We start from the raw sequence: 26,083 nt of genomic DNA on the forward strand, positions 1-26,083 counted from the left end.
TTTGTTAAGTGAGAATCATCAAAATAGGTTTACCCATATTAATGATAGCCGTTAGTTTAGTTTTTCTAATTAGCTCATTTCAGATTCCAAAAGCTACATTAGGTAGTGCCAATGGGCCTCTATATTTTCCTATTGGCATCAGTGCACTGATGCTTATCCTAAGTGTTATTTATCTGGTGAATGAGCTGAGAAATATCCATGAAAAAGAAGAGAAACTGACAGATGTCTTTAGTAAGAGGGCCATACAGTTAATTGTTGTCACGATCATCCTCGGTATCATTTATGCCTTGACATTTGAAACACTAGGATTTTTAATTTCAACGATTTTATTCTTAGGTGTCTTATTATTTTATCTGAATGGTTGGAGAAAATGGCTCGTTAACGTCATCGTTACTGTGAGTTTTTCCTTCATTACTTGGTACGGATTTAGTCAACTATTAGGTGTAAGTTTGCCATAGAAAAGGAGGGAATCATATGGAGGGTTTTGTAGAAGGATTGATGACAGCCATACAACCAATTAATATTATTTGGATTGTAATAGGAGGATTCTTGGGGACAGTTGTTGGTATGTTACCAGGGTTAGGTCCAGCCACGGCTGTTGCGGTTTTAATCCCAGTTACTTTTGGAATGGACCCAACAAGTGCCATTATATTAATGGCTGCCATTTATTATGGTGCGATGTACGGCGGATCTAGAAGCTCTATATTATTAAATACACCTGGCGATGGTTCGGCAATTGCTGCCACCTTTGATGGTTATCCGATGGCAAAGAAAGGGCAAGCTGGTCAAGCAATGGCCATATCAGCAGTAGCTTCTTTTATCGGGGGGATATTAGCCACCTTTGGATTTATTGCCTTAGCTAAGCCGTTAGCAAGCTTTGCCTTGCAGTTCGGTCCATCGGAATATTTTTTACTTATGCTATTAACCCTCTCAGCTATTGTTTCGCTATCAACAGGAAAAATGATCAAAGGTTTTATAGCAATGTGCTTAGGGTTATTATTAAGTACAATTGGCATTGATCCGCAAACCGGTGTTCATCGTTTTACCCTTGGGATGCCACATTTAGCAGAAGGTATTGATTTTCTAATTGTCATCATTGGAATCTATGCGGTAGGTGAGGTATTTTATAATTTCTTAACGATTTATAAAGAAAAGAAAAAGCAAAAAGAAAATCAAGACATGGGTAAAACATGGTTCACCAAAGAGCAATGGAAACGTTCTAAATGGCCCATTCTCAGGAGTGCACCTCTTGGATTTATTGTTGGTGTACTTCCGGGAGCGGGGGGAACCATTGCATCAATGATTAGCTATTCTACTGAGAAGCAGTTATCTAAAAAACCAGAGGAATTTGGTAAAGGAGCTGTAGAAGGTTTAGCAGCACCAGAATCGGCAAATAACTCTGCCTCAGTTGGGGCGATGATTCCGTTATTAACAATGGGGATTCCAGGTTCAGGAACCACTGCTGTTATGCTCGGCGCATTAATCATGCTCGGCGTTAGACCTGGTCCGATGCTTTTTGAAAATGATCCGGTTATGGTTTGGGGACTTATTAACAGTATGTTTATCGGTAATATTGCTTTAGTGATTATTAATGTACTATTAGTTGGGTTACTCGTAAAGGTCCTTCACACGCCAGCTAAAGTACTGTATCCGCTTATCATTATGTTGGCTTTTATCGGTACTTACACGTTGAGTTATTCTACAGTTGACTTTTACTTATTATTGTTATTCGGTCTCATTGGTTTAGTTATGAAAGTGTTAGATTTTCCTATTGCTCCATTAGTTCTAGCGCTAATTGTGGGAACAGATATGGAACAAAATTTCCGTATGGCTCTGACATCATCTAATGGAAGTCTAAGTATTTTCTTTTCTTCTGGGATTTCTATTATTTTGATGATTCTTACAGTATTATCTTTATGCTATCCACTTATTTTGAAGTTGATTAAAAATAGAAAAAGAAAAGAAGACCAAACAATATCAGGTTAAATAACAGCTCGTCATTGATGGCGAGCTTTTTATTTGCCTATAATGTTGTATAGATACTTCCTGTAAAAAGAAAATAAAAAGCCTAGAGAATCACTGGATAAAAGGAGGAAGAAAACATGTATCAATTAAAGACAAAAGAGACGGATGAAGACGTCATAATGTTTATCGAAAAAGTGGATTCAGTAAAGAAGCGGGAGGATGCTTATCAGTTATTAGATATCTTTATTGAAGCGACCGGTTATCAAGCGAAAATGTGGGGAACGAGTATTATCGGATTTGGAAAATATCATTACAAATACGAATCTGGGCATGCTGGAGAGGCTCCGTTAGTTGGTTTTTCACCGCGTAAAGCTAAAATAAGTCTTTACTTAGCTGCATGTGATCCTAATCGCCTAAACATATTGAATGATTTTGGTAAGTATACTACCGGAAAGTCATGTGTGTATATTAATAAAGTTGCTGACATTGATATAGAAATTTTAGCGCAACTAATTAATAGTTCAATCAGTTATTTACAGAAGAAATATCCTCTCTAAACTCGTTGCAATGGCTGGGAAGTCACTTCGATAAAAGGGGAAACTAGGGAAGTATTGATGCATAATTTCTTTCCTAGTCAACTTTATCAATATGCTGTTTGATAGTCGATCCAAATCAGTTACAACCAAAATGTTTCGCCGATTAATAATTTTTTTAGTTGATTGGCATCTAATTGTTGCTTTTCCCATTCAGCATCTAGTCTAGCAATAGCTTCTGGTCCGGTATCGTCTGCTAAATGATAAGTACCATAATGCATAGGGATAAAGGTAGCGCCATTTAATTCTATATATGCTTTCACTGCATCTTCTGGGTTAATGTGACTGACTTTCATAAACCATTCTGGTTCGTAGGCGCCAATGGGCATTAATACAGTTTTGAGGTTGAACTTTTCGGCGATCTCTTTAAACCCACGAAAGTAACCTGTATCACCGACAAAATAAATAGAGTGTGGCTCATTTTCTATTATCCAACCACCCCAATGAGATGTATTCGTATCCGTTAGTGATCTTTTCGTCCAATGTTGAGCGGGTACAAAAGAAAGGGACAACGAATTGAGTCTAAAAGAATCATACCAGTTCGCTTCAAATATATGCTGATATCCCCGTTTGCTAAAACTTTTCCCTAAACCAATTGGTACATAGAAAGTGGGGTCTCCTTTTAGTTTTTTAATTGATGGAAAATCTAAATGATCATAATGACCGTGAGAGATTAAGACAATATCGATATCTGGTAAATCAGATATAGAAATACCGGGAGCTGTTAATCGTTTACCGAGACCCATACGTTTTGCCCACACGGGATCAGTAACGATATTTAATCCATCTATTTGAATGAAAAAAGTAGAATGGCCAATCCATGTAATAGAAGCTTCTTTTCTATTTTTGTTTAATCGTATAATTTCTTTTGTTGGGGATTGCTCAATTTGGATAGTAAGATCTTTTTTATTTTGTCTTCGTTCTTTTTGCCAACGACGAAAATCATTGAATGATTTAGTGTTTTCTACATTATCTAGATTAATAAAACGTTTTTTGCCTGTCATTCTATTCCTCCAAACTTATCTTCCTTTAAAAACATCTGTTAGCAACCATTATATCTGTCTATTTTTTAATATCAAAGTTTTTGTATTCATTTAAACGTAGAAAATGCCCCGTCATTTTTAACTCATGAAAGTACATCTAAATTTAAGTTTTGTGGAGGGAAAAAAGATTTGATGAAAAAAAGATGCCAGTGGATTCTTTATGAGGTTCCTGCGTATTTAAATAAGATTAATTCTTATGAATGCAACTCTTGGTATGTAAATTCATTGTATTTCTTATAGTAGGCATAGGACAAAATCTCTTTACGTAACTTTTAGTATGTCTAGGTGAAAGGTGCGTGAGCCGCGCTGAAAAGAGTACAAGAAAACCAAGTCGTATTTTATTCGATAAAAGCATCAACGATTAAACGTTTCATTATTTTAGACTGTGTGACTGGCACAGCGTTTTATTATGCTATTAAAGCCATTTCGACTAGTATGATACTTGCACTTATTGGTTGTGTTGTTGGGACGGAAGGAATTAAAAAAGTGAAAAGAGAAACGGATAGGAAGCATTAGCGAATACTAATTGTCTTTTAACTTCTCCCTTTTTTCAATGCTAAATAGAGTAGTGAATTTCTATGTTATTCATTTCACTCAGAAAACAAAGTACTATTCCATTATTAAATAAGTTGGTTACACTATATGTATTAACTAAAAAGGGATGTATATCATGGATGAAAAAATCAACCGTAAATTAAAGAAGCCGATTTATAAACAAATTGCCGATGAAATAGAGAACGGAATCTCTGACGGTACTTTTCCAGCTGATAAAAATCTACCATCGGAAAGACAGTTAGCTAAAACTTTTCAAGTTAATAGAAGTACGATTGTTGCTGCTTATGATGAACTTGAATCAAAAGGATTAATTGAACGGAGAATCGGAAGTGGTACAGTCATAAGTAAAGATATTTGGGGCATGACAAAAAAGCGTATGCCAAGTTGGAACAGATATATTGAAGCAGGTTCGTTCTTACCTAATTTGCCGATTACGCAAAAAATTCGTAAGGAAATGGAAAAAAGAAAACTTATCAATATGGCGAGTGGTGAGTTGTCAGAAGATTTATATCCAACCGATATTTTAAGAGAAATTACGCAAATGCAAGCGTTTATTGGGAGACTAGGTTACGACCATCCTCAAGGTAGTGAAGCATTAAGATATACCATTATGAAACATGTGGAGAAATACAGAAATATTCAAACAACACCAGCTTCTATCCTTGTTACTTCTGGAGCACAACAAGCCCTGCATCTTGTTGTGCAATGCTTATTAAAACCTGGTGATGCTGTTGTAATTGAAGATCCTTCTTATCATTACAACTTACCCATTTTCAAATCAGCAGGCATTCAAGTCTTTACCCTATCAGCACTAAGCAATAGGGCTCTTTCTGCCGAGCTTCTTTCATTACATAAAAAACACCGGATTAGTATGATTTTTTTAAATCCAGCATTTCAAAATCCAACAGGGAGGCTGTTTAGGAAAGCGCAATTGCAAGAGATTTTGGATATATCTTCTGAATACGGGATCCCAGTGATTGAGGATGATCCATACAGCTTAATTGCTTTTAATAACAATCCTGTCTCTACATTGAAATCGATGGATCAAAACGGAAATGTATTGTATATCAGTTCGTTATCAAAATTAGTTGCTTCTGGTTTAAGGATTGGCTGGATTATCGGGCCGAACTCGGTAATAGAAAGATTATCGGATGCAAAGCAGCAGATTGATTTTGGTCATGCTAGCTATACACAATGGATTGCTAATGATTTTTTGGAGTCAAAGCATTTTCCTGTACATTTAGATAGGATCAAAACAGAACTAGTGCAAAGAAGAAATGAAGTAGTTGCTAGTTTAAAGAAATATTTAGGGGATCAGGTGGTGTTTACCATTCCTCAAGGTGGTATTCATATTTGGTGTGAAATAAACAGAGACGTTGATGAAATGAAGTTGTTAGAGAATGCTATTAAACAAGGGGTTATTTATTTTCCTGGAATGATGATGGGATCAAAGAAGTTATTTGTGCGGTTTACCTTTGGACGAGCAAATGAAGAACAAATAAGAACGGGTATCCAACGCTTTAGTGCTGCATTGGCACTTACTTAAATGAAGTGGATGGTAAAAAAATAGATGAATTGGCTGGTCATAAATATGCTCGTTTCAATTAAGATAAAGGAGAAAGCGAAATACATAAAAGAGGAGCATAAAAGATGATCATATTATACGGCGTAATTATATGCATCCTAATGATTGCGATTATTGCTACCCTATTGATTACGAATAGGAGTGATGATAATTATCAATCATCTTCAAGAAAAAATAATCTAAACTTAACAATGATTTATATAGTGGTGATTGCTTTGTCCATCATTGCTTTAGCTATATATATTGCTTATGACTAAAAGTTTTAGGAGGATCAAGGCATGACATGGACAATGGGTTTTGTATTAATACTAGGTATTTTAATCAAGATGATTACTAGCCCACCAAGTGCGGCTGTCGCATGGGTATTAAAAAAATTTGCCATCCATCAAGAAATAAATGAAAAAGAGATTACATTAGTATATGATAGCCAACTGATAGAGGGACAGGTTAAGGAGAAAGTAGTTACTATGTATAATGAAGCTAGTTTTTTGAAAAGAATTCATATTTATCCTGGTAATGAAGACTTATTTATGCCGCATAATCAAAAAACAGTTCCCTATCATATTTGTTATAGTAAAGGAAAGAAAAAGATACAATTATACCTTTATATTGAAGAAAAATATCTAACTGTTGTAAAACAAACGAAGAGGAAACTAATTGCCTATCAAATGTCTGCTAAGGAACAATATATTGAGTGTGAAGAAAATAGCATATACTCAAATAGTAAAATAGATAACATGTGATCCCCTAAAAAAATTATTCTAAAAATGAGGGCTACCTATTTATTGAAGCTATCCTTGTTTTATTTTTCCTATAAAGGGTAAATACAAAAGTAATAAGGAAGGTGGCTATAAAGATGAGTAGAGAATCTGTTAAAAAAGAGCAAAAGAAAAAAATAGAACAAGATCCTCATGTTGATCCATTACCACTTAAAGATATTGAACTAGAAGTAAAAGAGGAAAAAGTAGGCAAAAAACAAAAAAATAAATCGAGTTCATCATCGAAGAACGAACATGATTATAGTAGTAAATAAAATAGATATGAACACAAGGTTTCTCAAATTTTTTGAGGAGCCTTTTTTGAATGCTGAGGTTCTTCTTGATTTCATTAGATCGAGTTAGTGCTTAAGAAATGTGAAACAGCACATACTACATCTGTAAATATTGAAAATATGGAGGGAAAAGAGATGGAACAACAATCAAATATGGCAGAATCCATTCTTCAATTTAAAGAGGGTTTGGCTCATTTATCGCACACTTTACCAACATATGCAGAGAAATTTAACGAGTTTACAGAGGAATGTTTCAAAGAAGGTGCAGTTAGTGCCAAGCAAAAGCAGTTAATTGCACTAGGAATTAGTGTGCAAGCACAAGATGAATATTGCATCATCTTTCATACAAAAGGCTGTATCGATCAAGGGTGCACAGAACAAGAAATTATGGAAACCATTGCTGTTTCGTCAGCCTTTGGTGGCGGAGCGTCAATTAGTCAAGGGGTAACTTTAGTGCAAAGTTGTATCAATGAATTCAAACCGTTAAACTAGGAGTTGAAGTTGATGTCAAATGAAAAAGTAATGAAAAAAGCAAAAGAAATCATCAAGAATCATCCTATCGGTGTATTGGCAACGGTAGAATCAAATGCGCCACATATTCGTTATATGGCTTTTTATTGTGAAGATAGCGAGGGATTCACTCTTTATAGTGCGACAAAGAAAAATACAGAAAAGGTTGAAGAGATTGAGGAGAATGGACATACTTCTATTCTTTTAGGTTATACTGGTAAAGGTCTGAATGATGAATACATTGAAGTCAAGGGACAATGTCGAATTAGTGAAGATGAAGAGATAAAAAAGAAAATTTGGCAGGATTCTTTCTCTCGTTGGTTTGAAGGGCCTGAGGATCCAAACTATGTCATATTAGCCATTACCCCTCAAACCATTCGCTTTTTAAATAATGACCATCAGCAAACAGAAGAAGTAACTCTATAGAAAAGAGATCCCGTTTTATTTAGCGGGATTTTTTTTTCATTGAATAGAACGTATGTTTGTGTTACCTTTTAAAAAAGGAGTGATATATAGTGACTGCATTAAATATAGCAGAAAGAATGAAGGCGTTACACATACAAGGATTAACAATAACAATGATTAAAAATAAGAAAATCTTTCAAAGTGAATATGGAGTGCGTAATAAACACGACCAATTTCCTGTTATGGGAAATACGATGTTTAATGTGTGCTCTATAAGTAAATTGCTTACTACGGTCTTAGCTTGCAAACTAATAGATGAACAGCTCCTCCAACTAGATACACCAATAAATGAAGTGGTCACAACATGGACAATACCCTCTAATACACCCTCAACCACACTCACCCTTAGACAATTATTAAGTCACCAATCAGGTATCATTGATCCGCCAAATAGTTTTTTACCCTATCAAAAACGTTGGGGTTACCCTACAGTAGAACAACTTTTTCTTGGGAAAACTGAATATTGTCGAGAGCCTATTATCAGACAAGAGAATCAGGTGGGGAGATTTCATTATGCAGATGCTAATTTTTGCTTGATAGAGAAGTTAATAGAGGGAGTGACAGGTAAATCTTTCACACTATTAATGGAAGAGAAGATATTCCAGCCACTAGGTATGACGTGTAGTACCTATGAGATTACTTATGCGAAAAATATTTCTCAAGGACATGATAGGAACGGAGCAACAGTGAAAGAGAAATACCCACATTATCCTTATCCAGCTGCTTCAGGGTTATGGTCAACATCTCAAGACATTAGTATGCTGATGATTGAACTCATGAATGCAATCGTTGGTGATAGTAAGCTCGGCCTCTCACCCCTAACTATAAATGAAATGTTTACATCACAGGGTGAGTGTGAATGGTCAGGGCTTGGCTGCTTTTTAGGAAATACATCCAATGGATTTGAATTGAGTTCCCTTGGTTGGGGAGTAGGCTTTCAAAGTTTGCTTGCTCTATACCCGCAAAAGAAGGAAGGGATAATAATTTTGACGAATACTGAGCTTGGTATTCATCAAATGGATGGGCTCATCGGTGAAATTTATCGGGCATTTATAGGGAAAGAGTAAGAGAATAAATAAAAAACGTAATTTACCTCCAATAAATTTTCTAAGCATTAATCATAAGTAATTAATTTCGGAAAAGAACAAAAGAGCTCAGGGATAGAGTAACCTTCTTGGAATTTTTAGTGGTGATCATCTCGTGATGCTACTTTCTTTAATTAAAAAATAGCCCAAGTTGACAAGAATAATCACAACTTATTAGAGGGGGGAGTATGCGCATTATCGGATGCTAGAACTTTTAGTAGTAATTATTATATATTGGTAAATTTTTTGATATTATCAAAGATGTTTGTGCGTTTTTTAAAGCTAATAGCTTAAGGTAAAAAAAAATATAAAAAAAGAAAAATATACAATTGATGGCATTTTTTTCTTGTGTTACAATGTGTTGGTTGTGAAAGGAGAGAAACGAGATGAAAAGTAAACAAATTAAACAACTTGCTCTCGCATCATTGCGAGACAATTGGGGAAAGGGTGTATTGCTCTCATTCTTATATTTTCTAATTACGTTCATCCCCGAATTTATTATTGAAATACTATTAATTCCTTATCCTGAATGGGAGTATGCTGCAGGGTATAATTTAATTAGTATTGCAATTAGTATAATCTTAATTCCATTTGGTGTAAGTCTTTCATTGTCGTACATTACATTAATTAGAGAGTCTAAGCTTCCAGTGGAGGAATTATTTACAGGCTTTAAGTATTTGAGTTTCTTAAGAGCTTTGGGATTAACGATTTTACAAAGCATTTATATTTTCTTATGGTTCTTATTATTGATTATCCCAGGCATCATTAAGTCGCTTTCGTATTCTCAAGCGATGTATATTTTACGCGACCGCCCAGAATTATCTGTGAACAAAGCGATAACTGAAAGTCGAAAAATGATGAAGGGTCATAAGTGGAGATATTTTTGTTTGAACTTAAGCTTCATCGGTTGGGCTTTTCTATGTATCTTAACGCTTGGAATTGGGTTTCTTTGGCTTGGCCCATACTTTTTAACAGCGCATGCACACTTTTATGAAGATTTAAGAGACCGAGAAGGTGCTGTTGCTGTGAAGGAAGCGATTATATAATTGTTTAGAAGACCTTCATCTGATAAAGATGTTGGTCTTTTTATCTTTATATAATGTCTTGTATATACCTAAGGTTTTCTTTTTAAATCAATAGGGAACACTTTTAATCTGGATTCAGTGAGTATCTAGCTTTCTTTTTTTTGTGTAGAAGATGCTTTATAATGAATGAAGCCAAAGATAAACAATTAAGACAGGTATTTAGTGTAATTGCTTTTTTCTTTACCTGTTTCTATTATTAATGGATAGATATGAGCAATGAAGAAGGAGTTGATCTTAGTGATCAAACAATCAATCCTACCAGCTATTCGTAATATGAAGGATTTCGAGAAAGTCATCTCTTCGCAATATGAGTATATGATTTTACTGGATTCTCACATTACACAAATAAAAAGTGTTGTAGCAACAGCTAAGAAGCATAATAAAAAAATCCTCATTCATATGGATATGATTGATGGTTTAAAGAATGATGAAAGTGGCACTTTATTCGTTTGCCAAGAAATTAAACCTGCTGGGATTATTTCGACCAAGAGACAAGCGATTATTACAGCCAAGAAAAAAGGGGTACTAGCCATTCAAAGGCTTTTCTCCATTGATACCCTGGCGTTAGAGAATGGACTAGAGTTGTTGAAGAATACAAAGCCAGATTATATTGAAGTGTTACCTGGCATTATTCCAGAAATCATTCGCGAAGTTCATGAGAAAACGGATATAAAAATAATTGCTGGTGGCTTGGTGAGGGAGAAATCAGAGATTGAATCAGCCCTCGAATCCGGTGCTATCTCTGTTTCAACATCTAACAGGGATCTATGGGAGCTATAATTAACTGCGATCTTTTTCTACTTACAGCAGGTTGGTAGAAAAGGATGGCTTTTTTTATTACTGCAAAAAGATTGCATTTTCTATTCGCTGAAGAAATATAATGACTTGGAAGGGCGCTCATCTTCAGTCAGATTTGTTTACTTATCGACTCGGATTGCTGTGAACATGGGGATAAGTATCTTACTTGTTGTTAAAAACCGATCGGTCTGGTGATTTTTCTTTACATGTCTCTTATCTTATTCTTCTAAAAAATTTAATTATTTATTTGCAATCGTTTTCATTTTATTATAATATGGTTCGTACAAGTTAATTTATTTTGTCGGAGATTTAGAGAGGCATGCGAAATAACGTTTGATCGTTATTTTCTTTCGCATGCCTCTTTTTGTTTTCTCTTGAAAGGGTAATGTAAAAAGTAGTTTTATAGTCTATTAAATGATTAGGAGGATTACTGAATGTCTGATATTTTTATAGGAGAGCTAATTGGCACTTTCATATTAGTCGTATTCGGTGTTGGTGCTGGGGCCAATTTGAATTTAAACAAGACATTTGCTAATGGTGGTGGCTGGATTGTCACTTCGTTTGCATGGGGGTTTGCTGTCGCGTTTGGTGTCTACGTTTCAGATTTCTTTGGTGCGGGTGGCCATCTCAATCCAGCGGTAACATTGGCGGCAGCTTTAGCTGGTAGTATTGAGTGGGGAGCTGTTGCATATTATGTATCAGGACAAATGATTGGTGCATTTATTGGTGCAGCGTTTGTTATCTTATACTTCTATCCACACTGGAAAGCTACTAGTGATCAAGGCACGAAACTGGGCGTTTTCTCAACAAGCCCAGCAATTAAAAATACGCCATTTAACTTCATAAGTGAAGTACTCGGAACATTTATTTTAGTCTTTGGTTTGAATGCGATTGGGCTAAATTCATTTGCTGAGGGATTAAATCCTCTTATCGTTGGGTTCTTTATTGCCGCAATTGGTATGAGTCTTGGGGGAACAACAGGTTATGCGATAAATCCAGCTCGTGATTTAGGACCGCGTCTTGCCCATGCATTACTACCCATCCCAGGCAAAGGGTCTTCGGACTGGGGCTATGCTTGGATTCCAGTTGTAGGTCCATTAGTTGGGGCTGTTCTTGCAACATTTGTATTTCAATCTTTATTCTAATAAATAGGGGGATGCCGACATGACAAAAAAATATATCTTATCACTAGATCAAGGAACAACAAGTTCAAGAGCGATACTTTTTAATAAAGAAGGTCATATTGTAGGTGAATATCAACGGGAGTTTAAACAGCATTTTCCAAAGCCAGGCTGGGTTGAGCATGATGCGATGGAAATTTACGCTTCTATTCTTTCTGTTATGGCGGGTGTCATAAGTGAAAATAATATACAAGGCAGTGAAATTGCTTCTATTGGGATCACTAATCAAAGGGAAACAACGGTTGTATGGGATAAAAATACCGGTTTACCAATCTATCACGCTATCGTATGGCAATCCAGACAAACGAGTGAAATCTGCAATGAATTAAAAGCAAAAGGCTTAAATGATACTTTTCGTTCGAAAACGGGCTTATTAATTGATGCATACTTTTCAGGTACAAAAGTAAAGTGGATATTAGACAATGTTGAAGGAGCACGTGAAAAGGCAGAAAATGGCGACTTGCTTTTCGGAACGATTGATACATGGATTATTTGGAAGTTATCTAACGGTCAAGCACATGTAACAGATTACACGAATGCATCAAGAACATTAATGTATAATATTTACGATTTGAGCTGGGATGACGAATTATTAGATATTCTTACAGTTCCTAAGTCTATGCTGCCTGAGGTGAAATCCAGTTCTGAAGTGTATGTGGAAACAGCGAAAGAGATTTTTGGCGATATCACGATTCCCATTTCCGGTATTGCTGGTGACCAACAAGCTGCTTTATTCGGTCAGGCTTGTTTTGAGAAAGGCATGGCAAAAAACACGTACGGCACAGGGTGCTTTATGCTTATGAATACAGGGGAAAATCCAGTGCAATCAGAAAATGGTTTACTCACAACTATTGCATGGGGACTGGATGGTAAGGTAGAATATGCATTAGAGGGTAGTATTTTTGTTGCTGGCTCGGCTATTCAATGGTTGAGAGATGGCATGAGAATGATTAAGACTGCCCCAGAAAGTGAAGACTACGCAACGCGTGTAGAATCAACTGATGGTGTTTATCTTGTACCTGCATTTGTTGGACTTGGGACACCCTATTGGGAAAGTGATATTCGAGGAGCTGCTTTTGGAATGACGCGTGGAACGACGAAGGAACATTTTATTCGTGCCACATTAGAGAGCCTCGCATATCAAACAAAAGATGTGTTAACAGCAATGGAAAGTGATTCAGGTATTGAGCTGAAGAAGTTACGTGTCGATGGTGGCGCTGTGAAAAACAATTTCTTAATGCAATTCCAAAGTGATATACTAGACACTATTGTTGAACGCTCAGAAATTAATGAAACAACGGCTTTAGGAGCTGCGTATTTAGCCGGCTTAGCTGTTGACTTCTGGACAAAAGAAGAAATCATTAATAACTGGAAAATTGGAGATTCATTTGAAAATCAAATGGAATCAAGCAAGCGTGACGAATTATATAACGGCTGGAAGAAAGCAATTAAAGCAACAATCGCATTTCAATAAAACAAGTTAATATAAAATGTTGGAGAATGAGAGACCGCAAATCAACCCTGTACATAAGGGCTATTTGCGGTCTTTTCTTTTATCCAAGGAAGGATGGATTATGATGAATAGAAAGGCAAACTTAAACGAATTGAAAAACAAAAAATTTGATTTACTTGTACTCGGAGGTGGGATTACCGGAGCTGGAATTGCTCTTGATGCCCAGTCACGTGGCTTAGATACAGGGCTAATTGATATGCAGGATTTTGCTGCTGGCACAAGTAGCCGCTCAACTAAGCTTGTTCATGGCGGGCTACGTTATTTAAAACAAATGCAAATAGGCGTGGTGGCAGAGGTCGGGAAAGAAAGAGCCATCGTTTATGAGAATGCACCCCATGTTACCAATCCTGAATGGATGCTGCTTCCGTTAATTAAAGGAGGTACATTTGGACCGTTTACTACTGGTATTGGATTAAGGGTTTACGACTTTCTTGCAGGTGTTAAGAAGAGTGAAAGACGGAAGATGCTATCTAAAGAAGAGGCAATTAAAAAAGAGCCATTACTTGTAAAAGACACCCTGAAAGGTGCAGGTTACTATGTAGAATATAAAACAGATGATGCCCGTCTCACACTTGAAGTCGCTAAAAAAGCAGATGAACTCGGTGCAACCTTAGCAAACTATGTCAAAGCAGACGACTTTATATATGAAAATGGCAAAGTCATTGGTGTAAATGCAGTTGATGTATTTTCAGGCGAAGCTTTCCCTATTTATGCGAAGGAAGTTGTTAATGCTACAGGCATCTGGGTAGATGGACTAAGAAAAAAAGATGGCTCTCTAAGCGGTAAGAAATTATTTCATACAAAGGGTGTCCACTTAGTATTTGACCAAAAAGACTTTCCGTTACAAAACGCTGTTTACTTTGACACACCAGATAAAAGAATGGTATTCGCCATTCCACGTAACGGAAAAACATATCTAGGCACAACAGATACTAAATATGAGGGAGACCTCGTAAATCCAGAAATGACAGAAGAGGACCGTGATTATCTACTAAAAACAGTAGAACTGGTTTTTCCAACATTATCATTGTCTAAAGACCAGATTGAATCACATTGGGCGGGTGTTCGTCCACTCATCTACGAAGAAGGAAAAAAAGAATCCGAAATCTCACGTAAAGATGAAATATTCTATTCTGATACTGGGCTCATCACCATAGCAGGTGGCAAACTAACAGGCTACCGCAAAATGGCCGAAAAAACAGTCGATGTTGTCGCAGAGAGATTAGGAAACACCCAATCATGTCAAACAGATCACATCATTTTATCAGGCGGTGATGTAGGTGGTTCTAATGGCTACCAGTCTTTTGTGGAAGAGCAAATAAAGAATGGTACAGCAATCGGATTTACAGAACAAGAAGCAAAGCGCATAGTCGAACGCTATGGCTCTAATATCAAAAACGTATTTGAAATTGCTAAAAAAGCTAAGGGTGAGCATGATAAAGTCAATCTATCCCTTGAAGCCTATGCTACATTAATCTATAGCTTAGAAGAAGAAATGACCGAAACCCCAACCGATTATTTTATGCGACGCACAAGTGCCATATTGTTTAATAAACAATGGGCAATGAACTATAGTGAAGCAGTTGTGACATTTATGAGTGATTATTTTGCTTGGAATGCACAAAGGACAGAGAAAATGAGAGAAGAGTTGAAAGAGGAAATAAATAAGGCATAATCATAGAAAATCGTACGGCCTGAGCCGTGCGTTTTTTTTTTTGAATTGGAATAAAGTTAGAAGTTTAAGGTTGCAATTATCAAGTTTGCTCACTTTTTAGTGGTTGTGTATTGATTACGACATGTCAAAGTAAACATGATCAGGATTTAAACGTGTGATTGAACATACTTAGGACACAAAGGATTATTTGCATGTCCACCTCTTACACCCTACTAAATTCGTTGGCGAATGATGTACTATAAAAGATAAAATGGGCTTGGAAGATAATCCAAACCCATTTTGTATCTTAAATGTCTTATTAATCCATAATCGCTACTAAACGTCCTGTCACTTCATGACGTTCTAAACGAGCTAAACCTTCCCCAATTTCATCAAAGGTGATTTCAGTAATGGCTGGATCGATATCGCCTGAAGCCATTAATTTATATACTTCTGCAATATCGTATTTATCTCCACCAACACTTCCGAGTAGGCTTGCAGCTTTTAAGATAAGTGGATCAGTATTAATTGTAGATTCTAGTTTCCCCATACCTACTAATACAACTTTACCACCTGGTGCAACTATATCAATTGCGCCAGCTGTTGTGGTACCGAAGCCAGCATAATCGACTACTAAATCTGGTGCAATATCGGCTAATTCTTTAATATCTTCAAATACATCTTTTACACCAATTTCTTTGGCTAATTCACGTGCTTTAGGGCTTACATCTACTGCATACGTTTCAATGCCAGCCACAACAGCTGCACGAGCAGCAATTTGACCTAATCCTCCGATACCAATTACTGCTACTTTCATTCCTGGTTTAGCTTCACCACGTTTGAACATTGCGTGATAAGAGGTCATTCCTGCATCGGTGCCAGCTGCCGCTTGTGCATAAGTTACACCATCAGGAATGGGTACAAGGTCAATCGCGGGAGCAGATACTTTATTTGAATAGCCTCCATCATAACCATATCCAGGTCCCATACCAACTAAGCTAACAGGACAAACACCAACGCGGTCACCTACTTTGAAATCGGTTACACCTTCGCCAACTTCAGTAATCATACCTGCTACTTCATGTCCCATAATGATTGGTTTTTTCTCGATAATATCCATCCATTTTGGATCATGTAAAGCTCCTACATCAGAATGACAAAGTCCAGCTGCCTTCACATCGATAATTACACGACCCTCAGTTGCTACTGGATCTGGTTTTTCAACTACTTTCAATGGTACATTGGTTGCTGTAAATTCCCAGCCTTTCATATTAACCCCTTCTTTCTAAAAGTTTTACCATGGTTCCTACCTAGGATTTGCCGATTAAATTGATATTACAATTGTACATTGTCGACAATATAAATTATAACGCTATTTGTGTATTCTGTATACTGAATCAAAAATAGCAATATATTACTGGCTTTCCTCTATACTTACTTTTCTATAAGAAAAGTTTGTCACCAATGCAAATGAGAGAATATTATTTAAAATATTCTCACTATTTATTGACCATTTAGTTTATTTGTCTTACAATAATACAAAATGAGGAGGGATGAATTATGCGATTGAACACAGAACGAAAAGAAGAGCCCCTTTTTATAAAAGTCCATGAAAAAGACAATGTAGCAATTGTTGTTAATGCTGGTGGGTTAAAGGAAGGTACAACCTTTTCTAACGGGCTGGTTCTTACTAGTAGAGTACCAGAAGGACATAAAGTAGCACTTAAAGAAATAGCTGAAAAGGATGAGATTATCCGTTACGGAGAGGTGATAGGGAAAGCGTTGAAACCTATTAAGAAAGGAAGTTGGGTAGAAGAGTCAATGGTTGAGCTTCCTATTCCACCAGATTTACATAAGTTAAGTATAGCAACTCGTGTGCCTGATGCCCTCCCACCATTAGAGGGGTATACATTCCGAGGATTTCGCAATCCTGATGGAAGTGTAGGAATAAAGAATGTTTTGGGAATATCAACAAGTGTGCAATGTGTTGTAGGTGTACTTGATTTTGCTGTGAAGAGAATAAAAAATGAATTACTGCCAAACTATCCAAATGTAGATGATGTCGTAGCTATTAATCATCAGTACGGATGTGGAGTAGCCATTCAAGCGCCAGAAGCAATCATCCCGATAAGGACTTTGCAGAATTTAGCTAAGCACCCGAACTTTGGAGGGGAAGCTTTAATCATCGGTCTTGGGTGTGAAAAGTTATCACCATTAATGCTCGCACCTGATGGTAAAGATCGCGACATATTGTCTTTACAAGAACAAGCAGGTTTTTCAGATATGGTAACAAATATTATGAATATGGCCGAAGAAAAGTTAGAGAAACTAAACCTTCGCAAAAGAGAAATCTGCTCAGTAAGCGATTTAGTGGTTGGCTTACAATGTGGGGGAAGTGATGCTTTTTCAGGTGTTACAGCTAATCCTGCTGTTGGTTATGCTGCTGACCTTTTAGTAAGAGCTGGTGCTACAGTCATGTTTTCTGAAGTAACTGAAGTAAGGGATGCAGTCCATCTTTTGACACCTCGGTGCGAAACGAAAGAGATTGGAAACGCTTTAATTAAAGAAATGCAATGGTATGATGAGTATCTTCAAAAAGGTAAAGCAGATCGAAGTGCGAACCCATCTCCTGGCAATAAAAAAGGAGGCCTATCTAATATAGTAGAGAAATCATTAGGTTCAATTGTTAAATCTGGTAGTAGTGCTATTTCTGGTGTGCTTGCACCAGGAGAAAAAGCAACACAGAAAGGTCTCCTTTATGCGGCTACTCCAGCAAGCGATTTCGTATGCGGTACATTACAGTTAGCTTCTGGCATGCATCTACAGGTATTTACAACTGGTAGGGGCACACCGTATGGATTAGCAATGGCACCTGTCATAAAAGTATCCACAAGAAATGCTTTAGCAGAACAGTGGAATGATTTAATTGATGTAAATGCGGGAACGATTGCCACAGGTGAATCAACAATTGAAGATGTGGGATGGGAAATATTCCATCACATTATTGAAGTAGCAAGTGGAGAAAGAAAGACTTGGGCAGATCAATGGGGGCTTCATAATGATTTAGCTCTATTTAATCCTGCACCGATTACTTAATTAGATAAAAAAAACGAACCCAGTACCGTTCTTTACATACGGTTTGGGTTCGTTTTTTATTCTAATACTTTTCCTTCAACAAACTTCAAATGATTGTACATTGCTTGAAATGCAGCCTGAGGATCTTTTTTCTTGAGTGCTTCATAAATGGCTTTATGATGTCTGATTGTTTTTTCTTTTTCTCGATATTTGATTTGTGCGTTGATTTTTACATGTGAGAGTAAAAGCGAATCAATCATTCCTTGTAAGACAGGATTATTTACACTAAGGGCTATAATTCGATGAAACATAAGATCATGTTCACCATACTCGTTGTCGACTGAATTTTCCATTTTGATAATTGTGTCATTCAAAGCTTCAAGAGTTTCATCTGTCATTTTTTCTGCTGCATATGTAACAAGACCTAGTTCTAAAGAGGTGCGTGCTTCAACGATTGCTTCAATATTGTCACTAACAAGGGAAAGCATGGTTGAAAATGGTTTATTACTTATACTCTCAGTAAAGTAAGTACCATCTCTCGTTTTTCTTTTTACAATACCAAGAGATTCCAGTGAAGTCATCGCCTCTCTCATGACGGGACGACTGACACCTAGAAGTTCCATTAATTCCATTTCCGGAGGTAGTTTGTCACCGGGTTTAAGTTTATTTGAAATTAATAAATCAATTATTTGTTCCTCTACTTGCTGAGCCAATGTTTTTCGTACGACTTGGCTACTAATTAAATCAAGCGCATCTTTCTTCACAATTGTCCACCATCCAAATTACAATAGTTTAATTAATCTAATTGTAATACAAATAGAATTAAAAGAATAGCAAGCCCTTTAGAAAAATAAATAAAAATTTTCAAAAAACATATTGTCAGTTAATTTAATTTGTCTTACAATTATACATAACAAATTGAAAGGGGAGGAATGAAATATGCATTCACCTAGAAAAGCACCTACAGGTATTCTCGGATTTCCTGTAGCTCCATTTGATGAAAATGGAAAGTTAGACGAAAAAGCGTTAGAAGTTAATATTCGATATTTGATTGAAGAAGGATTAGAGGCAATCTTTATCGCATGTGGGTCAGGAGAGTTCCAATCATTGAGTAAAGAGGAATATGAAATCATGCTTGATGTTGCCATCCAAGAAGCAGGTGGTAAGGTACCTGTTTATACAGGTGTAGGTGGAAATATTCAGGATGCCCTTTCATATGCGCGCTTATCAGAGGATAAAAAAGCAGATGGCTTTCTTGTATTACCTCCCTATTTAGCAGAAGGTGAACAAGAGGGATTATATGATTATCTGTATCAAGTAATCTCAGAAACATCACTTAATGCTATTGTTTATCAAAGGAATAACGCGATTCTACAACCTAGCACATTAGAGAAATTACTAGATTTAGAGCAACTGGTTGGCCTAAAAGATGGTGTAGGGAATATGGAACTGAATATTTGTTTAACCAATCGTATCGGTAAACGTTTAAGCTGGTTGAATGGCATGCCTATGGCTGAGGTAACAATGCCAGCTTATATTCCATTAGGGTTTGATTCGTATTCCTCTGCAATTTCAAATTATATCCCTCATATTTCTAGACAGTTTTATGATGCTTTGTTACAAGGGAAAAATGAAATTGTCCACGAGATATATAAAGATATTATTTTACCAATAAATGAGATCCGTAAGCAGCGAAAAGGCTATGCAGTCTCCTTAATTAAAGCAGGTATGGAACTGTCAGGGTTACCAGTTCAGAACAAGGTTCGTGCACCTTTCACACCTGTAGAACTTGAACATTACAAACAATTAGAAAGTATTTTGCAACGAGCAAAAGAGAAGTATCCAAAAAAGCAAAAGATTGTCAGGGGGTAAGGGAATGAGTACAGTGACAACGGCAAACTACTTAAATTATATTAATGGGGAATGGATAGAGTCGAATTCAAATGAAACAATTGAAAGTATCAATCCGGCGGCACCGAGTGAAATAGTTGGTGTGATTCAATCGTCAACAACAGATGATCTAGATAAAGCTGTTGAAGCAGCGAAGCATGCTCAGAAACCTTGGAGAAATTTAAGTGGTGCCCAGCGTGGTGAAATACTTTATAAAGTAGCTGGATTAATGGAGGAGCGGTTAGAAGAAATTGCTGAATGTGCTACGAAGGAAATGGGTAAAACACTTGCGGAGACGAAGGGTGAAACGAAACGTGGCATAGCGATTTTAAAATATTATGCAGGAGAAGGAATGAGAAAAGTAGGTGATGTCATTCCATCTACCGATAATGAAGCATTGATGTTTACGACAAGAGTACCACTTGGAGTTGTGGGCGTTATCACTCCTTGGAATTTCCCTGTTGCTATTCCAATATGGAAAGTGGCACCAGCACTGATATATGGAAATACAGTAGTCATTAAGCCTGCTAGTGAAAGCGCAGTTACTTTTGCGAAAATTGCTCAATGCTTTGCTGATGCAGGATTACCAAAGGGTGTACTAAATATGGTCACTGGCTCTGGCGCTGTAGTCGGTGGAGGGATTGCTAAACATCCAGATATAAAAGGAATTACTTTTACTGGGTCAAATGCAGTTGGTAAATCAATCGCACATGAGGCAATGAAACGAGGCGTGAAGTATCAACTTGAAATGGGTGGTAAAAACCCAGTAATCGTTGCCAAGGATGCTGATTTAGAGTTAGCAGTCGACGCTGTTATTAAAGGTGCTTTTCTCTCTACTGGACAAAAGTGTACAGCAACGAGCCGAGTGATTGTAGAAGAAGCGGTATATGATAGATTTGTAGAAAAATTGGTGATTGAAACGAAAAAGATTACGATTGGATCAGGTCTTCATGCAAGTAGTTGGATGGGACCATGTGCAAGTGAGTCGCAATATAAAAATGTATTACAAGCTATTCAAACAGGGGTAAGTGATGGTGCAAAGCTGCTTCTAGGTGGTAAGCCATATGAAGACAAGGAGAGTGGTGGCTATTTTGTCGAACCAACGATCTTTGAAGTAGCAGATCAAGAAATCGCTATTGCTAGAGAAGAGATTTTCGGACCGGTTATCGCTCTCATAAAAGTTTCGTCATTAGAGAGCGCAGTTGAAGTAGCTAATGATTCTGCTTATGGCTTAAGTGCTTCGATTTTTACGCAAAATATTACAAGAATGCTGAAATTTGTTCAAGAGATGGAAGCGGGATTGATCCGGATTAACGCTGAAAGTGCTGGTGTTGAATTACAAGCACCATTCGGTGGTATGAAGGAATCGAGTTCACATTCACGTGAACAAGGAGAGGCAGCAAAAGAATTCTTTACATCTATTAAAACTGTGTTTGTAAAAGGCTAGCATCAGGATGAGTGGGCAGCGCGACCTACTCATCATTTAAAAAAACAGTAGATTGTTTACGCTTACATTCAATAAAATAAAAGAGGGTGATTACCATGGCAGTCCTTAAATCGGAAAGACAAATAACACCAGCAACAGGAAAGAAAACAAAAACGAGATGGTTAATTGTTCTAATGATCTTTATTGTCACAGTTATCAATTATGCTGATCGTGCTACTTTATCAATTGCCGGTCCAGCGCTATCAAGTGATCTAGGTATAAATTCAGTGATGATGGGGTATTTATTTTCAGCATTTGCGTGGTCCTATGTATTAGGGCAGATTCCTGGTGGATGGTTGCTTGATAAATTTGGCTCTAAGCGTGTTTATTTTTGGAGTATTTTCCTTTGGTCTTTGTTTACTTTAGTACAAGGGTTAATAGGTTCATTTCAATCAGTCACAACAGTTGTTATCATTTTATTTGCCTTAAGATTTTTTGTAGGGTTGGCAGAATCACCATCTTTCCCTGCAAATAGCCGAATTGTAGCTGCATGGTTTCCGAGTGCGGAAAGAGGGACTGCCGCAGCAATCTTCAATTCAGGCCAATACTTTGCTACTGTACTATTCGCACCTATCATGGGGTATATCACCTTCACATTTGGTTGGGAATATGTCTTCTTTTTCATGGGGGCCATCGGAATCATTGTAGCCTTTGTATGGTTAAAAACGATATACAACCCAAAAGATCACCCTAAAATTAATCAAGCAGAGTTGGATTATATAAAAGAAGGCGGCGCATTAGTTGATATGGATACTGCGGCCAATCAAGTAGAGAAAAAGCAAGGGCCGAACTGGCAATATATAAAGCAATTATTAAGCAATAAAATGCTTCTCGGCGTCTACCTAGGACAATATTGCATAACGACATTGACCTATTTCTTCTTAACATGGTTCCCGGTCTATTTAGTGGATCAAAGAGGTATGAATATATTAGAGGCAGGTTTAGTTGCTTCATTACCTGCTATCTGTGGATTTATTGGTGGTATATTGGGAGGAACGTTCTCTGATTTCTTATTGAAGAAGGGTGTCTCGATAACGGCAGCAAGGAAAATACCAATTATTACTGGTTTACTTCTCTCTATGAGCCTTGTCATTGCTAACTATGTGACCACAGAATGGGTAGTTGTTTTTGTAATGTCCCTAGCTTTTTTTGGCAAAGGATTTGGGTCTCTGGGATGGGCCGTTGTTGCGGATACTTCTCCGAAAGAGATGTCAGGGGTGAGTGGAGGATTGTTTAATACTTTTGGTAATGTAGCAGGTATTACTACTCCAATCATTATTGGCTATATTGTAGGCACGACTGGATCTTTTAATATGGCGTTGTTGTTTGTTGGTGCGAGCGCTTTAGTCGCAATATTAAGTTATTTATTCCTTGTAGGTGAAATTAAGCGAGTAGAATTGAAGAAAGTTTGATAGGGGAGGAAGAAAGGTATGGAAGCAAATATAGTAGATAAAATGATAGCCAAAGAAGCACCTGTTATCACAAAAGTGGAGGTCATCCCTGTTGCAGGCAGAGACAGCATGCTCTTGAACTTAAGTGGCGCTCATGCCCCTTTTTTCACTCGGAACATCTTAATTTTGCATGATCATTCTGGCCGAATGGGAGTAGGTGAGGTTCCTGGAGGAGAATCTATTCGTCAAACGCTAGAAGCTGCAACAGAGATAATTATTGGGAGTTCAATTGGTGCTTATCAACAAGTGCTTAAACAGGTCAATGAAGCATTTGCTAACAAGGATGTAGCAGGAAGAGGACAACAAACTTTTGATTTGCGTACAACCATTCATGTAGTTACAGCTATCGAATCGGCGTTCCTTGACTTACTTGGTAAATATCTGAATGTACCTGTATCGGACTTGCTAGGAGAAGGTAGGCAGCGTGATCAAGTTGAAGTATTAGGCTATTTATTCTATATTGGTGACCGTCATAAAACAGATCTCCCGTATGAATCACCAACAAGCGATAATAATCGTTGGTTTCAGTTACGCCATGAAGAGGCCGTAACACCAGAGCAGGTGGTAGCCCTTGCTGAAGCCGCATACGAAAGATATGGATTTAAAGACTTTAAACTAAAAGGCGGCGTGTTTAATGGAGAAGAAGAAATGGAATCCATTATAGCCATTAAAGAACGCTTCCCTCATGCTAGAGTGACACTTGATCCTAATGGGGCTTGGTCCTTAAATGAAGCCATCGCATTATGTAAAGGGAAAAATCATATACTCGCCTATGCAGAAGACCCATGTGGGGCTGAAAATGGCTTCTCATCTAGAGAAATTATGGCTGAGTTTCGTTTAGAAACAGGCTTACCAACCGCAACTAATATGATTGCCACAGATTGGAGACAAATGGCACATAGTATTCGCCTACAAGCTGTTGATATACCTCTTGCCGACCCCCATTTTTGGACGATGCAAGGTTCTGTGAGAGTTGCCCAAACATGCAAGGACTTTGGCTTAACATGGGGTTCCCATTCTAACAATCACTTTGATATATCGCTGGCGATGTTCACCCATGTTGCAGCTAGTGCACCAGGGAAGGTAACAGCTATTGATACACACTGGATTTGGCAGGAAGGTCAGCATCTAACAAAAGACCCCTTCATAATAAAAGAAGGAAAAATCGAAGTACCAAAAAAACCAGGCTTAGGCATTGAGATAGATAGAGAGAAACTAGCAGATGCTCATCAACTCTATAAAACATACGGACTTGGCAGCAGAGATGATGCCAAAAGTATGCAATACTTAATTCCAAATTGGCAGTTTAATCCGAAGAAACCTTGTATGGTTAGATAAGGATAAATAAACGGTTCAGATAACACCAGGATTGTGTCCTGGTGTTTATTTAGCTTTTCTAAAACTTACTATTATGTAAGATCTAAGACCAATTGTGTACGATCAAATAAGTCTTGTCAGTATGAAGGCGATAAAGGTGAATAACTAGAAGGATTTAAGTGCTAGAGTTAAAGTAAATAAAAAAAATGAAAAAATATGACGAAATACATTTTAAATATTTAGAAAAATATGTATAATTACTAAGATAAAGGTCTTGGTAGTTAATCATATTTATAGTATTGATGTACTAGTCACAGTGAAAGGCTTGTGCTTGGGTTTGAGTCAATAGGTGGAGATACGACAAAATGTCTTTTAGAAACGATGAATATCTTTATTTCTTTTGATGAGAGTGTGAAGAGAAAGATAGAGATAAGTGAGCGGTGGGAGATGAGGGACTTTATTCGAGTATTAAAGAATAACGAACCATTTTATTTCTCACTTTTTATTTTAACATGAAGACAATGTCAGGTTGAGAATTTGTTCCATATGTTATAAGGGCTAAGATTAAAGGTCTTCATAGAACGCGTCATTTTTAAAAAGTAATAACACAGTTACGTATAGAGAAAGAGTTAGCGGAGAAATATCGAGATGAGAAGATGGTTCAACCATTAGTTGCCGACATGAATCAATGGGGGATAAAGGACTCTTCATTTCATTTTGGCCCCTGTTGGCAAAGAAGCAATGGCCATTAAACAAAGTCTAATCTATGAATATTGTTTATAAATCTCCTCTTTCAAATACGAAGCTCATAAAAAAAGAAATGGAGGGATTTAAGGGGTAGTTCGAGTATACAATATCCAGTTTGTAAGTCATTTAAAAGAGTATTGAAAGCAAGTAATCAGATGTTCTTCTTGATAATAACATGCATTGTTTTTGTAATCTCATTCTTTGGTTCGATAGACAAGGAGGTGAAGCTTAGGGGAGAGCTAATTAAAATAAAAGCACTCAAGTCAGTCCTGGCAGACATCGGACTTGAGCGCTGTGCAGTTGGTATACCAACATGATGTTAGTATACCCTTAATTTACTTAATTGAAAATAAGTAAATAAGAAAGGGGATAAAAATGTTAAACCATACTGATTATTTACTGAAGAGCAAAACGGAAGCTTTAAAAGCGATAAATGTACATAATAACTATATTCATACACAAGTAATCGAAGGAAAGAATACAACTTTTATTGTGGAAAAACCACCAATAGCCATTGTAAAAGACAGTTTGAGAGAGTATGGAATGACCTATAAAGGGGCTCTCCAAGCTGCTAAGTACAAGCTAAATAAAAAAAGTACACCGCCTATTCGTATTTGGGGGGCTCAGGATATGTATTGGTTCTATTTTTCATCTCAATACGATATTGATAATACATTTGTTTCTCTAGCACATATTCATGAAATGCAACCATTTAATAAAAATATGACAAAAATAATTTTAACAAGCGGTTATTATTTCAATCTTTCTATTAGCTGTAATAAAGCTAAGAAAAGGTGGGACCAAGCACGCCTTCTTCGTGGACAAATTCAAGATTCAATAAATAAGCAATCATTCGTTCCTTTAATGGAGCTCCCTGGAATGATTAGTGAAGAAAAGGAAGAGTATAAATCAGAATGATAATATACGTACGAAGGGTCAGTTCGAGAATCAAGGAGTTATTGCCATATAAGCAGGACAAGCAGTGAAATCGCAACTAATAAAAGAATAATTAGTGATATAAGTAGGGTAACCAG

At 36.9% G+C, this 26,083-nt stretch carries 24 protein-coding genes; 21 read left to right on the forward strand and 3 right to left on the reverse strand.

From position 1 onward, the window contains the following. Positions 1–8 precede the first annotated feature (8 nt). From U9M49_RS12700 to U9M49_RS12710, 3 genes are all read left to right on the forward strand, one after another. Positions 9–458, forward strand: a complete 450-nt coding sequence (locus U9M49_RS12700; protein ID WP_095370437.1) for a tripartite tricarboxylate transporter TctB family protein — start codon at positions 9–11, stop codon at positions 456–458. A gap of 16 nt (positions 459–474) precedes the next feature. Beyond that, positions 475–1,986 (forward strand): tripartite tricarboxylate transporter permease, encoded by a 1,512-nt coding sequence (locus U9M49_RS12705; protein WP_095370436.1) that lies wholly within the window; start codon positions 475–477, stop codon positions 1,984–1,986. Between the two features lie 116 nt (positions 1,987–2,102). Further along, entirely contained in the window at positions 2,103–2,522 is a 420-nt protein-coding gene (locus tag U9M49_RS12710) for a DUF1801 domain-containing protein (RefSeq protein WP_322909924.1), read from the forward strand. Between the two features lie 119 nt (positions 2,523–2,641). Here U9M49_RS12710 and U9M49_RS12715 read toward each other — a convergent pair whose 3' ends face one another. Beyond that, the gene (locus U9M49_RS12715) at positions 2,642–3,562 is read right to left on the reverse strand and encodes an MBL fold metallo-hydrolase (protein ID WP_322909925.1); all 921 of its coding nucleotides are present in this window, start codon (positions 3,560–3,562) and stop codon (positions 2,642–2,644) included. Between the two features lie 709 nt (positions 3,563–4,271). Between U9M49_RS12715 and U9M49_RS12720 the strand changes: the two genes are divergently transcribed. The 12 genes from U9M49_RS12720 to U9M49_RS12775 all read left to right on the forward strand — a co-directional run bounded on the left by U9M49_RS12720 (position 4,272) and on the right by U9M49_RS12775 (position 15,104). After that, positions 4,272–5,702, forward strand: coding sequence for a PLP-dependent aminotransferase family protein (locus U9M49_RS12720; protein WP_095370432.1), 1,431 nt, complete (start codon positions 4,272–4,274; stop codon positions 5,700–5,702). Between the two features lie 104 nt (positions 5,703–5,806). Next, complete coding sequence (locus U9M49_RS12725; RefSeq protein WP_095370431.1) at positions 5,807–5,998, forward strand: hypothetical protein; 192 nt, start codon at positions 5,807–5,809, stop codon at positions 5,996–5,998. 21 nt (positions 5,999–6,019) lie between these two features. Then, on the forward strand, positions 6,020–6,484 hold the full coding sequence (locus U9M49_RS12730) for a YfmQ family protein (RefSeq protein ID WP_322909926.1): 465 nt from the start codon (positions 6,020–6,022) through the stop codon (positions 6,482–6,484). A 113-nt stretch (positions 6,485–6,597) separates the two neighbouring features. Next, complete coding sequence (locus U9M49_RS12735; protein ID WP_157733782.1) at positions 6,598–6,774, forward strand: hypothetical protein; 177 nt, start codon at positions 6,598–6,600, stop codon at positions 6,772–6,774. Positions 6,775–6,927: 153 nt separating this feature from the next. Next, positions 6,928–7,284: a carboxymuconolactone decarboxylase family protein gene (locus U9M49_RS12740; RefSeq protein ID WP_095370429.1), complete on the forward strand. Its 357-nt coding sequence runs from the start codon at positions 6,928–6,930 to the stop codon at positions 7,282–7,284. Positions 7,285–7,296: 12 nt separating this feature from the next. Beyond that, a complete protein-coding gene (locus U9M49_RS12745) occupies positions 7,297–7,728 on the forward strand; it encodes a pyridoxamine 5'-phosphate oxidase family protein (RefSeq protein WP_095370428.1) in 432 nt (143 codons plus the stop codon). An 89-nt stretch (positions 7,729–7,817) separates the two neighbouring features. Then, positions 7,818–8,834, forward strand: coding sequence for a serine hydrolase domain-containing protein (locus tag U9M49_RS12750; RefSeq protein WP_307319039.1), 1,017 nt, complete (start codon positions 7,818–7,820; stop codon positions 8,832–8,834). A 404-nt stretch (positions 8,835–9,238) separates the two neighbouring features. After that, entirely contained in the window at positions 9,239–9,898 is a 660-nt protein-coding gene (locus tag U9M49_RS12755) for a DUF975 family protein (RefSeq protein WP_095370425.1), read from the forward strand. Positions 9,899–10,174: 276 nt separating this feature from the next. Further along, a complete protein-coding gene (locus U9M49_RS12760; RefSeq protein WP_307319033.1) occupies positions 10,175–10,717 on the forward strand; it encodes a glycerol-3-phosphate responsive antiterminator in 543 nt (180 codons plus the stop codon). Positions 10,718–11,169: 452 nt separating this feature from the next. Then, positions 11,170–11,880 carry an MIP/aquaporin family protein gene (locus U9M49_RS12765; RefSeq protein ID WP_095370423.1) on the forward strand — a complete coding sequence of 237 codons (711 nt, stop codon included), beginning with the start codon at positions 11,170–11,172 and terminating at the stop codon, positions 11,878–11,880. 19 nt (positions 11,881–11,899) lie between these two features. Further along, the gene (glpK, locus tag U9M49_RS12770; protein WP_307319031.1) at positions 11,900–13,390 is read left to right on the forward strand and encodes a glycerol kinase GlpK; all 1,491 of its coding nucleotides are present in this window, start codon (positions 11,900–11,902) and stop codon (positions 13,388–13,390) included. Positions 13,391–13,490: 100 nt separating this feature from the next. Then, positions 13,491–15,104 (forward strand): glycerol-3-phosphate dehydrogenase/oxidase, encoded by a 1,614-nt coding sequence (locus U9M49_RS12775; RefSeq protein ID WP_341098653.1) that lies wholly within the window; start codon positions 13,491–13,493, stop codon positions 15,102–15,104. A 298-nt stretch (positions 15,105–15,402) separates the two neighbouring features. Here the strand turns inward: U9M49_RS12775 and U9M49_RS12780 are convergent, their stop codons facing one another. Continuing rightward, positions 15,403–16,353 (reverse strand): zinc-binding dehydrogenase, encoded by a 951-nt coding sequence (locus tag U9M49_RS12780; protein ID WP_095370421.1) that lies wholly within the window; start codon positions 16,351–16,353, stop codon positions 15,403–15,405. 290 nt (positions 16,354–16,643) lie between these two features. On the opposite strand from U9M49_RS12780, the gene garD reads away from it, so the two are divergent. Continuing rightward, complete coding sequence (gene garD, locus U9M49_RS12785; protein WP_307319024.1) at positions 16,644–18,179, forward strand: galactarate dehydratase; 1,536 nt, start codon at positions 16,644–16,646, stop codon at positions 18,177–18,179. A 56-nt stretch (positions 18,180–18,235) separates the two neighbouring features. On the opposite strand, the gene U9M49_RS12790 is transcribed toward garD, so the two are convergent. Beyond that, positions 18,236–18,922: a FadR/GntR family transcriptional regulator gene (locus U9M49_RS12790; RefSeq protein WP_095370419.1), complete on the reverse strand. Its 687-nt coding sequence runs from the start codon at positions 18,920–18,922 to the stop codon at positions 18,236–18,238. A gap of 175 nt (positions 18,923–19,097) precedes the next feature. Between U9M49_RS12790 and kdgD the strand changes: the two genes are divergently transcribed. The 5 genes from kdgD (at position 19,098) to U9M49_RS12815 (ending at position 25,967) form a co-directional block, all read left to right on the forward strand. After that, complete coding sequence (gene kdgD / locus U9M49_RS12795; protein ID WP_095370418.1) at positions 19,098–20,030, forward strand: 5-dehydro-4-deoxyglucarate dehydratase; 933 nt, start codon at positions 19,098–19,100, stop codon at positions 20,028–20,030. Positions 20,031–20,034: 4 nt separating this feature from the next. Then, entirely contained in the window at positions 20,035–21,495 is a 1,461-nt protein-coding gene (gene gucD, locus U9M49_RS12800) for an alpha-ketoglutaric semialdehyde dehydrogenase GucD (RefSeq protein ID WP_095370417.1), read from the forward strand. Between the two features lie 95 nt (positions 21,496–21,590). Continuing rightward, positions 21,591–22,946 (forward strand): MFS transporter, encoded by a 1,356-nt coding sequence (locus U9M49_RS12805; protein ID WP_095370416.1) that lies wholly within the window; start codon positions 21,591–21,593, stop codon positions 22,944–22,946. A gap of 18 nt (positions 22,947–22,964) precedes the next feature. After that, complete coding sequence (gene gudD, locus U9M49_RS12810; protein ID WP_233435307.1) at positions 22,965–24,323, forward strand: glucarate dehydratase; 1,359 nt, start codon at positions 22,965–22,967, stop codon at positions 24,321–24,323. Between the two features lie 1,101 nt (positions 24,324–25,424). Continuing rightward, positions 25,425–25,967: a competence protein ComK gene (locus U9M49_RS12815; protein WP_322909928.1), complete on the forward strand. Its 543-nt coding sequence runs from the start codon at positions 25,425–25,427 to the stop codon at positions 25,965–25,967. Positions 25,968–26,083: the final 116 nt, after the last annotated feature.

This window comes from Cytobacillus sp. OWB-43, from assembly GCF_034651445.1.
GTDB classification, from domain to species: Bacteria; Bacillota; Bacilli; order Bacillales; family Cytobacillaceae; genus Cytobacillus; species Cytobacillus kochii.

Bases quoted from the DNA above. Each gene is read 5' to 3' on its own strand.
- U9M49_RS12705 (WP_095370436.1), top strand. From the start codon at position 475: ATGGAGGGTTTTGTAGAAGGATTGATGACAGCCATACAACCAATTAAT.
- U9M49_RS12710 (WP_322909924.1), top strand. From the start codon at position 2,103: ATGTATCAATTAAAGACAAAAGAGACGGATGAAGACGTCATAATGTTT.
- U9M49_RS12715 (WP_322909925.1), bottom strand. From the start codon at position 3,562: ATGACAGGCAAAAAACGTTTTATTAATCTAGATAATGTAGAAAACACT.
- U9M49_RS12720 (WP_095370432.1), top strand. From the start codon at position 4,272: ATGGATGAAAAAATCAACCGTAAATTAAAGAAGCCGATTTATAAACAA.
- U9M49_RS12725 (WP_095370431.1), top strand. From the start codon at position 5,807: ATGATCATATTATACGGCGTAATTATATGCATCCTAATGATTGCGATT.
- U9M49_RS12730 (WP_322909926.1), top strand. From the start codon at position 6,020: ATGACATGGACAATGGGTTTTGTATTAATACTAGGTATTTTAATCAAG.
- U9M49_RS12735 (WP_157733782.1), top strand. From the start codon at position 6,598: ATGAGTAGAGAATCTGTTAAAAAAGAGCAAAAGAAAAAAATAGAACAA.
- U9M49_RS12740 (WP_095370429.1), top strand. From the start codon at position 6,928: ATGGAACAACAATCAAATATGGCAGAATCCATTCTTCAATTTAAAGAG.
- U9M49_RS12745 (WP_095370428.1), top strand. From the start codon at position 7,297: ATGTCAAATGAAAAAGTAATGAAAAAAGCAAAAGAAATCATCAAGAAT.
- U9M49_RS12755 (WP_095370425.1), top strand. From the start codon at position 9,239: ATGAAAAGTAAACAAATTAAACAACTTGCTCTCGCATCATTGCGAGAC.
- U9M49_RS12765 (WP_095370423.1), top strand. From the start codon at position 11,170: ATGTCTGATATTTTTATAGGAGAGCTAATTGGCACTTTCATATTAGTC.
- glpK (WP_307319031.1), top strand. From the start codon at position 11,900: ATGACAAAAAAATATATCTTATCACTAGATCAAGGAACAACAAGTTCA.
- U9M49_RS12775 (WP_341098653.1), top strand. From the start codon at position 13,491: ATGATGAATAGAAAGGCAAACTTAAACGAATTGAAAAACAAAAAATTT.
- U9M49_RS12780 (WP_095370421.1), bottom strand. From the start codon at position 16,353: ATGAAAGGCTGGGAATTTACAGCAACCAATGTACCATTGAAAGTAGTT.
- garD (WP_307319024.1), top strand. From the start codon at position 16,644: ATGCGATTGAACACAGAACGAAAAGAAGAGCCCCTTTTTATAAAAGTC.
- kdgD (WP_095370418.1), top strand. From the start codon at position 19,098: ATGCATTCACCTAGAAAAGCACCTACAGGTATTCTCGGATTTCCTGTA.
- gucD (WP_095370417.1), top strand. From the start codon at position 20,035: ATGAGTACAGTGACAACGGCAAACTACTTAAATTATATTAATGGGGAA.
- U9M49_RS12805 (WP_095370416.1), top strand. From the start codon at position 21,591: ATGGCAGTCCTTAAATCGGAAAGACAAATAACACCAGCAACAGGAAAG.
- gudD (WP_233435307.1), top strand. From the start codon at position 22,965: ATGGAAGCAAATATAGTAGATAAAATGATAGCCAAAGAAGCACCTGTT.
- U9M49_RS12815 (WP_322909928.1), top strand. From the start codon at position 25,425: ATGTTAAACCATACTGATTATTTACTGAAGAGCAAAACGGAAGCTTTA.